General features: G+C 66.2%; 9 protein-coding genes and 1 riboswitch. Of the genes, 2 read left to right on the top strand and 7 right to left on the bottom strand.

Annotated elements, in window-relative coordinates; translation table 11 throughout:
* Positions 1 to 167: 167 nt before the first annotated feature.
* From BEN49_RS05675 to BEN49_RS05645, 7 genes are all read right to left on the bottom strand, one after another.
* A complete protein-coding gene (locus tag BEN49_RS05675) occupies positions 168 to 1,883 on the bottom strand; it encodes an NADPH-dependent assimilatory sulfite reductase hemoprotein subunit (protein WP_070741981.1) in 1,716 nt (571 codons plus the stop codon).
* A 41-nt stretch (positions 1,884 to 1,924) separates the two neighbouring features.
* Positions 1,925 to 2,608, bottom strand: a complete 684-nt coding sequence (locus BEN49_RS05670) for a DUF2490 domain-containing protein (protein ID WP_070741979.1) — start codon at positions 2,606 to 2,608, stop codon at positions 1,925 to 1,927.
* 218 nt (positions 2,609 to 2,826) lie between these two features.
* Positions 2,827 to 4,677 (bottom strand): assimilatory sulfite reductase (NADPH) flavoprotein subunit, encoded by a 1,851-nt coding sequence (locus tag BEN49_RS05665; RefSeq protein WP_070741976.1) that lies wholly within the window; start codon positions 4,675 to 4,677, stop codon positions 2,827 to 2,829.
* A gap of 53 nt (positions 4,678 to 4,730) precedes the next feature.
* Positions 4,731 to 5,546: a uroporphyrinogen-III C-methyltransferase gene (gene cobA / locus BEN49_RS05660; protein ID WP_070741973.1), complete on the bottom strand. Its 816-nt coding sequence runs from the start codon at positions 5,544 to 5,546 to the stop codon at positions 4,731 to 4,733.
* A 27-nt stretch (positions 5,547 to 5,573) separates the two neighbouring features.
* A complete protein-coding gene (locus BEN49_RS05655; protein ID WP_070741970.1) occupies positions 5,574 to 6,869 on the bottom strand; it encodes a sulfate adenylyltransferase subunit 1 in 1,296 nt (431 codons plus the stop codon).
* Between the two features lie 25 nt (positions 6,870 to 6,894).
* Entirely contained in the window at positions 6,895 to 7,809 is a 915-nt protein-coding gene (gene cysD, locus BEN49_RS05650) for a sulfate adenylyltransferase subunit CysD (RefSeq protein ID WP_070741967.1), read from the bottom strand.
* 65 nt (positions 7,810 to 7,874) lie between these two features.
* The gene (locus BEN49_RS05645; protein WP_070741964.1) at positions 7,875 to 8,633 is read right to left on the bottom strand and encodes a phosphoadenylyl-sulfate reductase; all 759 of its coding nucleotides are present in this window, start codon (positions 8,631 to 8,633) and stop codon (positions 7,875 to 7,877) included.
* A 284-nt stretch (positions 8,634 to 8,917) separates the two neighbouring features.
* A riboswitch (SAM riboswitch) is annotated at positions 8,918 to 9,006 on the bottom strand.
* A 194-nt stretch (positions 9,007 to 9,200) separates the two neighbouring features.
* On the opposite strand from BEN49_RS05645, the gene BEN49_RS05640 reads away from it, so the two are divergent.
* Both BEN49_RS05640 and BEN49_RS05635 read left to right on the top strand, forming a co-directional pair.
* Positions 9,201 to 9,776 carry an RNA polymerase sigma factor gene (locus BEN49_RS05640; protein ID WP_070741962.1) on the top strand — a complete coding sequence of 192 codons (576 nt, stop codon included), beginning with the start codon at positions 9,201 to 9,203 and terminating at the stop codon, positions 9,774 to 9,776.
* Between the two features lie 108 nt (positions 9,777 to 9,884).
* The gene (locus BEN49_RS05635; RefSeq protein ID WP_070741958.1) at positions 9,885 to 10,634 is read left to right on the top strand and encodes a hypothetical protein; all 750 of its coding nucleotides are present in this window, start codon (positions 9,885 to 9,887) and stop codon (positions 10,632 to 10,634) included.
* Positions 10,635 to 10,733 lie beyond the last annotated feature (99 nt).

Genomic DNA, 10,733 nt, shown 5'->3' with positions numbered 1-10,733 from the left:
GGCGGGGGCGGGCCTGCGCCCGGGCTTCGCCGCGGGCGAAGGCCAGGCAGGCCGCTAGTAAGAACAAGGACGACGCAGCTTTCAGCATTCCACAGCGGGGGGTAGGCACGGGTTAGGGCCGCCGCCCGGGGTGCGGGTAGCGGCCATAATCGGCCGTAAAGTAGGACTTAAGCGTGGAAGTCCAGTCCTTTTACCGTGGCCTTCACCACGCCGGTGCGCACCACGAAGTCGCCGAAGCCCTCGCCAGGGCCCCGGCCGGTGGCGTAGGCGGCCAGCAGGGGCGTCAACTCGCGCAGGATGCCGTCTTCGTCCAGCATTTCGCGGTAAAGCTTGTTGAGGCGCTCGCCGGCGTGGTTGGCGCCCAAGTACAGGTTGTAGCGGCCGGGGGCCTTGCCCACCAGCCCAATTTCGCCCAGGTAGGGGCGGGCGCAGCCGTTGGGGCAGCCCGTCATGCGCAGCAAAATGCCGGCCTCGGCCAGGCCGTGGGCCCGGATGACGGCGTCGAGCTTGTCGAGCAGCTGGGGCAGGTAGCGCTCAGCTTCGGCGAAGGCCTGCGAGCAGGTGTTCAGGGCCACGCAGGCCAGGGCGTCGCGGCGCAGCTTGGTGATTTGGTCGGCCCGGGGCCCTGCGCCGTTCTCCTCCAAAATGGCCTGGATGCGGGCGCGGTGGCCGGGCGCGATGTTGCCCAGAATCAGGTTCTGGTTGCCCGTCAGGCGGAAGTCGCCGGTGTGGAAAGCGCTGATTTCGCGCAGCGCCGACTTGAGCCGGTAGCCCGGCCGGTCGAGGATGCGGCCCCCTTCAATAAAGAGCACCAGGTGCGATGGCCCGTCCGGGGCCCCCGTCCACCCAAAGGCGTCGCTGGAGCTGTGGAACTGGTAGGGGTGCGCCGGGGCCAGCTCGTGGCCCAGGCGCTGGTGCAGCTCGGCCACGAAGGCGGGCAGGCCCACGCGGTCGATGGTGTACTTGAGGCGGGAGAGCTTGCGGTTTTCGCGGTTGCCCCAGTCGCGCTGGATGGTCACCACTTTCTCGCACACGTCCAGCACTTGGTCGGCGGGCACGAAGCCGATGAGGTCGGCCAGGCGCGGGTAAGTTTCGGGCTGGCCGAACGTCATGCCCAGGCCGCCGCCTACGGCCACGTTGAAGCCCAGCAGCTCGCCGTTCTCCTCAATGGCGATGAGGCCGACGTCGTTGGAAAAGATGTCGGAATCGTTGTAGGGCGGCAGGGCCAGGGCAATTTTGAACTTGCGCGGCAGGTAGGTGTGGCCGTAGATGGGTTCGTCGTCCACGGCCTCGGTGGTTTCCTGCAAGCTGCCGTCAAGCCAGATTTCGCGGTAGGCCGTGGTGCGCGGCGTGAGGTGCGCGCTGATGGCCTGGGCGATTTCCACCACCGCGCCGTGCACTGGGCTCTCGTGCGGGTTGGTATTGCACATCACGTTGCGGTTCACGTCGCCGCAGCCCGCAATGCTGTCCATTTGCACCTCATTAAAACCCTGAATAGCAGCGGGTAGGTTGCGCTTCAGCACGCCGTGCAGCTGGAAGGTTTGGCGCGTGGTCAGCTTCATGGTGCCGTTGCCGTAGGCGTCGCTTAGCGCGTCCATGCGCTGCCACTGGGCGGCCGAAGCCACGCCGCCCGGTACCCGCACCCGGATCATGAACGAGAACAGCGCCTCCAGCTTCTGGCGCTTGCGCTCCGATTCGAGGTCGCGGTCGGTTTGCTGGTACGAGCCGTGGAACTTGATGAGGTGGGTGTCGTCGGGGTTTAGGGCCCCGGTGAGGCGGTTGGCGAGGCTATCCACCAGCGTACCGCGCAGGTAGCGGCTGGCAATTTTGACGTGCTCTACTTCGGAGTGCGCGGCAGGGGCGGGGGCTGGAATATCGGACATGGGAAGGTTGCGAATTGAGATAAAGAGAAAAGGAAAACCGGCTACTGCCGCGCCGCCAGCAGCGAAATATCCTTGAATAAGGTGAGGCGCAGCACGTCGCGGTCGTTATAGCCGGCGTTGGGGCCCCGGCGCTGGTAGATGAACAGGTAGCCCAGCTCGGCGGCCCAGCCCGCCCCCAACTGGCGCTCGGCGCCCGCGTAGAGGCGGTTCTGGTCAAAACTGTCGGTGTTGAGCATCAGTTCGTCGGAAGCGCGGATTTTCCAGTTGGCAGTGAAGTGGTAATCCAGCTGCAAGCGGGTGCGGAAGCGCAGCTTGTGCAGCCACTCATCGGTGAGGTCGGGGCCGGCCAGCTGGCGCAGCCAGCGCTGCTCCACCCGCAGCCGAGGCATCAGGCGCAGGCGGCCGGGCAGGGGCAAAGTGGCGGTGGCTTCCTCAAAAATGCGCCGCTCGGGCACCACCACGCCGCCCTGCGGCTGCCACGAGAGCGTGCCGCCCAGGGCCCCGTCCCAGGTCGGCGAGAAGCGGTAGTGCAGGTGTTGGTGCGTGATGAATTGCCACTGCCCACCGGGCCAGGCAAAGCGCCGCTCGTCGAACTCGCTGTGCAGCGTGAGCCGCTCGCTCAGCCGCGTCCGCAAAAACGCCCGCCCCCAGTAGCCCTGCTGGTGCACGGTCTGGGCCGGCGCCAGCAGAGGCAGGAATAGCAGGAGGAGGAGCAGGGATTTCACGGGGACGGAGGGAAATCTTGTTTAATGAAAAGGTCAGTAGGGTAGTGATTTAGCACGAAGTGGTCCGGCGAATTTTTCAGTCGTCGGGCCACTTTAACGATTAAACAGGGGCCCCGGGCCGTGGTCAAAGTGGCCCGACGACTGAAAAAGTCGCCGGACCACCCCGTTTTAGAACGCCGCCGCTTTTAGCACCCGTGCCGGCCCGCGGCCCCGGGGCCCTAGTATACGTCCTCCAGGTAGCGGCGCTGCTTGCGCAGGTTTTTCACGTATGCCGTAGCGTCCTCTGCGGAGATGCCGGCTTCCTTTTGCACCACTTGGGCGAGGGCCGTCTGCACGGCGTGGCCGAGGCGGTTTTTGTCGCCGCACACGTAGAAGTGGGCCCCGTTTTCGAGCCAGCCGAACACGTCGCGGCTGCGCTCCAGCAGGCGGTCTTGCACGTACACTTTCTCGGCTTGGTCGCGCGAAAACGCCACGTCGAGCCGCGAGAGACCGCCGCGCTTGAGGTGCTGCTGCCACTCGGCCTGGTACAGGAAATCGGTGGTAAAGTGCGGGTTGCCAAACAGCAGCCAGTTGCGGCCCGGGGCCCCCAGCTCCACCCGCTCCTCCACGAAGGCGCGGAACGGTGCGATGCCCGTACCCGCGCCCACCATGATGATGTCGGTGCCGACGTTTGCCGGCAGCTTGAAGTACTCGTTGTGCTCCACAAACACGCGCACCTCGTCGCCCACCGCCACCCGGTCGGCCAGCAGCGACGAGCACACGCCCTGCTTCTGGCGGCCGTGGGCCTCGTAGCGCACAGCCCCCACCGTGAGGTGCACCTCGTCGGGGTGAGCCAGCAGGCTGCTGGCGATGGAGTAGGCGCGGGTGGGCAGTGGGCGCAGCGTGTCGGCCAGGGCCTGGGGCGTGAGCTGGTCGGTAGGGAAATCGAGCAGCAAGTCAGCCACGTCGCGGCCGTAGAGGTAGGGCTGGAGGCGGGCCGTGTCGGCCAGCAGGCTGTGCAGCTCGGCGTGCGGGGCCAGTGCGGCGTAGCGCTCCAGCACGTCGCGCGTCAGCACGGTCAGCTCGCGGCGGCTGGCCAGGGCGGCGGCCAGCGGCAGGCTCTCGCCGCCCAGCAGCACGGGGGCCGAGTCGCTCAGGCGGGCGGCGGCCAGTACTTCCTCTACCAGCGGGTGGTGGTTGAGGGGGCGCACGGCCAGGGCATCGCCGGGGGCGTAGACCAAGTTGGCACCCGCCAAATCCAGCTCGATGTGGTACGTTTCCTTGTCCGAGCCGCGGCCGTTTAACTGAATGCTCTCCAGCACCTTGGCTGGCCAGGGGTTGGCGTTGGTGTAGTGGGCGGGCGCAACTTCGGCCAGCACAGCCGCCGCTTCACGTGGGGCCCCCACAGTGGCTACCGAAGCCGGAGCAACGGCGGGCGCGGCGGCTGGGGCCCCGGCTATGGCGTCCAGCACGGCTTCCACCCACTGGTCGGCGGCGGCGTGGTAGTCCACGTCGGCGTCGGCGCGGGGCAGCAGGCGGGTGCCGCCCAGCGCGGCCAGGCGCTCGTCGAAATCCTTGCCCGTCTGGCAGAAGTGCAGGTAGCTCGTGTCGCCTAGTGCAAACACGCTGTACTTCAGCTTTGGCAGCTTGGGGGCCCTGGCGCCGCCGATGAACTGGTGCAATTCCTCGGCGCTAATGGGCGGGTCGCCCTCGCCGTGCGTGCTCACGATGACGAGCAGGTTCTGCTCCTGCGCCAGCTGCCGGGGCGCGTAGTCGTTCATGTCGCGCACCTCCGCCGCCAGGCCGCGGCGCTGGGCCGCGGCGGCCGTTTGCTGGGCTATCTTCTTGCCGTTGCCGGTGTGCGAACCATAGAGAATAGTCAGCTTTTCAGCCGCTGCTGGGGCCACAGTGGCGACTGGTTCGGCAAGGGCGGCGGCTACCGGCGCAGCGGCACTGGGGGCCCCAGCGCCGGCGGCCTGGCCGTAGAAGTAGCCGCTCAGCCACACCAGCTGCTGCGGAGTAAGGCCAGCCGTCAGCTGCTGCAATGCAGCTTCGTCAAGGGTAGGCGGAAGGATGGGTAACGCAGGCATCAGGCGAAGAAAATCAGCGAATTATACTTGTTGAAATTGCGGGCGCGCAGCCCTCAGGCCACTTTGGCGTAGGGCAGCAGCTCGTGCAACAGGCCGGGCAGCGCCGGGTTTTCGGTGGCTCCTTGGGCCGGCAGCTTGGCCAGCCGCACCACTTCGCCCAGCACAATCACGGCCGGGGCCCCAAGGCCGGCGCGGCGGGCGCGCTCGGCGATGGTGGCCACGGTGCCGGTCACGGCGCGGGCGGTGGGCAGGGTGCCGTTCTGCACCACGGCGGCGGGCACGTCGGCCCCGCCGTAGCGGCCAAACAGCGCCATGATTTCCGCCAGCCGGCTCATGCCCATCAGGATAATGGTGGTGGTGCGCGGGCTCTGGGCGGCTTCCAGCAGGGCCCCCGACAGCTGCTCGTCGGCGGTGGTGGCCGTCAGCACCCGGAAGCCTTCGCTCAGGCCCCGGTGGGTAGCCGGAATGCCCAGGCTGCCCGCCGCCGCCACCGCGCTGCTGATGCCTGGCACGTACTCGGTGGCCAGGCCGTGGGCTTCGGCGTAGAGCATTTCCTCGCGCCCGCGGCCGAACACGAACGGGTCGCCGCCCTTCAGCCGCACCACGTGGCCGTGTCGAAACGCCTGCTGTACAATCAGTTCGTTGATGCCGAGCTGGGTGTAGGCCATGGCCCCGCGGCGCTTGCCCACAAACAGCAGGTGCGCGCCGGTCCGGGCGTGGGCCAGCAGGTCTTCATTAGCCAGTGCGTCGTATAGCACAACGTCGGCCGCGGCCAGCACCCGCGCGCCCTTCAGGGTGAGCAGTTCCGGGTCGCCGGGGCCCGCCCCAACAACCGTCAGGCGGGGCACGAAAAGCGGGGAATTAGCCATGAGCTTGGGGCAAATACCGGGGTTGAATTAGATGGAAAACACCGTTTCGGCCGGTACTTCCTGGGTGAAGTACTCGGGGTCGGTGGCGGCGATGAGGCCGGCGGCAAGGGTGGCGCCGGTCTGGTCGTCTACCAAAATGAAGGCCCCCGTGACGCGGTTTTGACGGTATTCGTCGGCCACCAGCGGCAGGGCAGTTTTGATGCGCACCCGCACGATGTCGTTGAGCTTGGCCTCGTCGGTGCCCTGGCTCTCGAAGGTTTCGATGTTGGTTTTCTGGAGGATGGTCGTCACCGAAGCCTTTACCACGTCGGCGTGGTGCTGCACCAGCAGCTTGCGGCCGGCGCGCAGGGGCCGCTCGTCCATCCAGCACAAGGTGGCCTCGAACTCGCGCACCACGGCCGGGTGGGCGGCGATGGGCACAATGGTATCGCCGCGGCTTATGTCGATGTCGTCGCGCAGGCGCAGCACCACGCCCTGCGGGGCCACGGCGGCGGCCACCGGCTGCTGGTTCACCTCGATGGTGTCAATCACCGTTTCGAGGCCCGACGGCCAGATGCGCACCTTGTCGCCGGCCCGGTACGTACCGCTCTGAATCCGACCGGCGTAGCCGCGGTAATCGGGCAGTTCCTCGGTCTGGGGGCGGATGACGTACTGCACTTGGAAGCGCGGCTCGTTGGGGTTGGCGTCGGTGGTAGCGGGCACGCTTTCGAGGTGTTCGAGTAGGCTGGGGCCCTGGTACCAGGCAATTTGCTTCGAACGGCGCACCACGTTGTCGCCGTGCAGGGCGCTCAGCGGAATGGCCACCACGCTGGCCAGCTTCAGCTGCTTGGCCACGGCCTGGTAGTCGGCCACAATCCGCTCGAAAACGGCTTCGTCGTAGCCCACCAAGTCCAGCTTGTTCACGGCCAGCACGAAGTGTTGAATGCCCAGCAGCGAGGCCAGCAGCGTGTGCCGGCGCGTCTGCTCAATCACGCCCTGGCGGGCGTCCACCAGCACAATGGCCAGGTCGGCGTTGCTGGCGCCGGTCACCATGTTGCGGGTGTACTGCACGTGGCCCGGTGCGTCGGTGATGATGAACTTGCGGCGCGGCGTGGTGAAGTACTTGTGGGCCACGTCGATGGTGATGCCCTGTTCGCGCTCGGCCTTCAGGCCGTCGGTCAGCAGGGCCAGGTCCACGTCGGTGCTATTGGTGGCCGTGCGCTTCTTCTCAAGCGTCGCCAGCACGTCGAGCGACACCGAGTCGCTGTCGTACAGCAGCCGGCCGATGAGCGTGCTCTTGCCGTCGTCGACGCTGCCGCAGGTGATAAATCGTAGTAAATCCATGATTGCTGGTTATTAATTGCTTGCCTTAGAAATACCCGTTGCGCTTGCGGTCTTCCATACCCGTTTCCGAGAGGTTGTCGTCGAGGCGCGTGGCGCCGCGCTCGCTCACCTTGGCCAGCAGCAAATCCTGGATGATGTCGTCAATCGAGGCGGCGTCGCTTTCCACGGCCGCCGTGCAGGTCGAGTCGCCCACGGTGCGGAAGCGCACGCGGCGGCTCACAATTTCGTCAGTATCGTCGAGGTTGAGGTGCTCGCTCAAACCAAGGAGCTGGCCGCTGGGCAGCACCACACACTGGCGCTCGTGGGCGAAGTAAATGTCTGGCAACTTGATGTTTTCGCGCTGGATGTAGTTCCACACGTCCAGCTCCGTCCAGTTTGAAATCGGAAACACGCGCACGTTTTCGCCCTTCTGGATGCGGCCGTTGTAAATGTTCCACAGCTCGGGGCGCTGGCGCTTGGGGTCCCACTGGCCAAAGTCGTCGCGCACCGAGAAAATCCGCTCTTTGGCGCGGGCCTTCTCCTCGTCGCGCCGGGCCCCGCCAATGCACGCATCAAACTCAAACTCCTCAATCACGTCGAGCAGCGTGTAGGTCTGCAGCGGGTTGCGGCTAGGGTACTTGCCGCCGGGCTCGTGCAGGCCGCGGGTACGGATGGTGTCTTCCACCTTGCGCACAATCAGATTCTCGCCCAGCGAGGCCGCCAGCGAATCGCGGAAATCGATGATTTCCTGGAAGTTGTGGCCCGTGTCGATGTGTACGAGCGGAAACGGAAACTTGCCGGGCCGAAACGCCTTTTCGGCCAGCCGCGTGAGGGCAATCGAGTCTTTGCCGCCCGAAAACAGCAGCGCGGGCCGCTCAAACTGGCCCGCTACTTCGCGCAAAATGTGGATAGCTTCGGCTTCGAGCCGGTCGAGGTAATCGAGATAAATGGGGGTGGGCATGGCCGTAAAATCGGGGCCCCGGCGCGGGGCGGTTGCTTAATGAATTGATAACGAAAGAATAAGTATTAGCCTGGCATTCGCTCCACCACGGGGTCGAGGCCCTGGTGGGCATTGGTGTCGTGGAGGCCGCACTCCTTGGCGTCGGCGTTTTCCCACCACCAGCGGCCGGCGCGGAAATCCTCGCCCGGCTTGATGGCCCGGGTGCACGGCGCGCAGCCAATGCTCACGAAGCCCTGTTGGTGCAACGGGTTGGTAGGGATGCCATTTTCTTGCGCAAAGGCCACGCATTCGTCCCACGTCCAGTCGAAGAGCGGGTGCACCTTGATGAGCTGGTGGCCGGCATCCCATTCGGCGCGGTGCATGTGCTGGCGGTTGGCCGACTGCTCGGCCCGGATGCCCGTGAACCAGAGCTGGGTGCCGGCCAGGGCCCGCGCCAGCGGCTCCACCTTGCGGATGTGGCAGCACTCCTTGCGGTTCTCCAGGCTCTCGTAGAAGCTGTTGGGGCCCTTCTGCGCCACGAGGGCTTCGAGGCTAGCGGTCTGGGGCGCAAATACTTCGATGGGCTGGCCGTAGCGCAGCAGCGTCTTGTTCCAGGTCGAGTACGTCTCCTGGAAGTTGCGGCCCGTATCGAGCGTGAACACCCGGATGGGCAGCTGGTGCTCGAAGATGAGGTGGCTGATGATTTGGTCTTCCAGGCCAAACGAGGTGGAAAACGACGTGCGGCCGGGAAAGCGCGCGGCCAGCAAGGTCAGCGTTTCCAGCGCGGCGTGTTCGGGCAAATCACGGCGCAGGTCATCGACCTGGCCTTCAAGGGGTAATTCCATAATGATAAAGGGGGAGGCAGTTCTTCCGAGGAAAAAACCAGGGGCCCGGGGCCCTGCTGCACCGGCCGCCGTTACAGAACAGGCAACGGCTTAGATACCGCAGTGGGAGCGGGCGGGGGGAGGCTACCGGGGCAGCCGCAGGAAATTAAACGGGCTTCAACAACCAGCACAACCCCCCCGCATACGGCCGGTGGGGCATGGCATGCAACAGCACATTCGGCGCAGGGTAGCGGCGGAGGTGGCGGGTTGCAAGCGGGGGTGGACGAAGTAGCGCACGGCGACGGGTTTTATATGTCAGGACTTGGCACCGTTCCACGTTGTGGGGGTTGCCGGCGGTTCATCGAGCCTGTCTCTCCGCGCCTCTGTATAAAAACAACCTTAAAATGGGTTGCTGCCACAAAGGTAATGCAAGGCTTCGCAACAATGCAAGAAAATTGTTCTGGGCGTTGCGGCCCGGCGTAACTTCGGGGCTCTATTGTTCAGCCAAGTATCTCGCCCGCAATGCAACCCCGAACCCATCGCGCGGTCTTTGGGTTGCTAACGCGTTCCGCTCCTTCATTGCCCCGCATGGAAGCCCTTGCCTACTCTGCCTACGTCGACATCAATGCCCCGCTGGTGGAACGCTGCCGCCTGCACGACCGCCAAGCCCAGGCCGAGCTGTACCGGCGCTACGCCAAGGCCATGTTCAACGCGGCCCTGCGCATCACCGGCGACTACGCCGAGGCCGAGGACGTGCTGCAAGAGTCGTTCCTGAGCGCCTTCCGCGAGCTGAGCAGCTACAAGGGCGACTCCTCGTTTGGGGCCTGGCTGAAACGCATTGTGGTGAACAAGAGCATCAACTGCCTGCGGCAGCGCCGCCTGGCGCTGGTGCCGCTGGGCGAGCAGCACCACGACGCGCCCCTCGAAACCCACTACTCGGCCGAGGATGAAGCCGAAACCCACTACCGCGCCGACGTGCTGCGCCGCTGCATCCAGGAGCTGCCCGACGGCTACCGGGTAGTGCTGACGCTCTACCTGTTAGAGGGGTACGACCACCTGGAGGTGGCCGGCATCCTCGGCATTTCCGAATCCACTTCCAAGTCGCAGTACAGCCGGGCCCGGGCTAAGCTGCGCGAGCTGGCCGCCCAACAGGGCCTCCGCTGAACCTTTTTAGGGCCCCCGGGCCGTTTCACTGTTAACCAGTCTCTTTAGAATAGCTGCCGCGCCGGCCGCTGCCCCACCCAACGCCGGCCGCCCGTCCTTACTACTATCATGCAATCCGATAAGCCCGATTCATTAGCCACCTTCGTCGAGCGGCACCGCGCCGATTTTGACGTGCACGAACCGCGCCCCGACCTGTGGGCGGCTATCGAGAACGAACTCGCGGGCCCCACCGCGGTGCCGGCCGTCGCTGTGCCGCTGCCCGCGCCTGCCGTGCCCTTGCCCCAGGCCGTGGCACCCGCTGCCCGGGCTCCGTGGCTGCACCGCTACGGCGTGGCCGCTGCCCTGGCCTTGCTGGTGGTAGCCGCCGGCGCCAGCGAAGCCTGGAAATCGAGCCACCGCCAGCCGGGCCCCGAGCCGGGCATTGCGGCTGAGCCCAGCGCCGCCGCGCCCGTGGGGCCCCTGTCCATCGGCGACCCGCTGGCCCTGGCCGCGGCCGATCGCAACGACCTCACCGACGACCGCCTGCTGACCGCCGTGCGCGGCATGGAAAGCTACTACGTGGCCCAACTCAACGAGCGCAAGGCGGAGCTGCGCCAACTGGCCGACTCGGCCGCCGGTAGTCCCACGGCCGAGTGGCGGCACGATCTGGCCGCCCTCGATTCGAGCTACCACACCCTGAAGCTGGAGCTGCCCCACCACCCGCAGCCCGACGTGGTGCTGACGGCCATGAACCGCAACCTGCAAATCCGCCTCGACCTGCTCGACCGCCAGCTGCAAACCCGCGCCATGACCGAGGCCCGCCCCACCACTGCCGCCGGCCTGGTGCTGGCCGACAGTCGCTCTTACCGCCCGCGCTAATGCAGCGCGGGGCCCTTCGTTGGAAAACACGGCGCCTGGGGGCGCTGGTGCTGGCCGCCGGGCTGCTGGGCCTCGGCGCGCCGCGCAGCCCGCCGCGCG

Source organism: Hymenobacter coccineus (assembly GCF_001816125.1).
Taxonomy (GTDB): Bacteria; Bacteroidota; Bacteroidia; order Cytophagales; family Hymenobacteraceae; genus Hymenobacter; species Hymenobacter coccineus.
This window is presented reverse-complemented; position numbering and strand designations above follow the sequence as displayed.